Source organism: Rahnella sp. CJA17(1/100) (assembly GCF_963881615.1).
GTDB lineage: Bacteria > Pseudomonadota > Gammaproteobacteria > Enterobacterales > Enterobacteriaceae > Rahnella > Rahnella aceris.
In genome coordinates, this window is record NZ_CAWOJA010000061.1 from 1 (window position 1) to 456 (window position 456).

Annotated in this window: 1 protein-coding gene; it reads left to right on the forward strand. The window is 48.9% G+C overall.

Going from position 1 to position 456, the window contains the following annotated elements; all coding sequences use genetic code 11:
- The coding region (locus tag AACU55_RS20630) for a carbonic anhydrase (RefSeq protein WP_134707164.1) at positions 1-456 on the forward strand (456 nt) is incomplete at both ends.

Below are 456 nucleotides of genomic sequence, written 5' to 3' on the forward strand. Positions count from 1 at the left end.
GGTCATATGATGGCGACACTGCCCCGCAAAACTGGTCGAAACTCAGCCCTGATTTTTATCTGTGTGAACAGGGTAAAGCACAGTCGCCTATCGATATCAAAGATGCATTACAGGTGCACCCCCGCCCGCTTAAGCTCAGCTATCAGTTGCCACCGGTCAGTGTCATTAACAACGGTCACAGCGTGCAGGTAAATGTTCAGCAGGGGGACTTCGTTACACTGGACGGCGAAAAATTCGTTCTGCAACAATTCCATTTCCATTCCCCGAGCGAAAATACCCTCAACGGTAAATCTTTCCCGATGGAGGCGCATTTTGTTCATATGAATGCTGAAGGGGAGATTGCGGTGATTGCGGTGATGTTTGAAACCGGCAAGGCTAATGCCGGACTGGAAAAAATATGGCAACAAATGCCTGATAAAGCCGGAGAACCTGTCGCACTGAAGACGAAAGTTGATC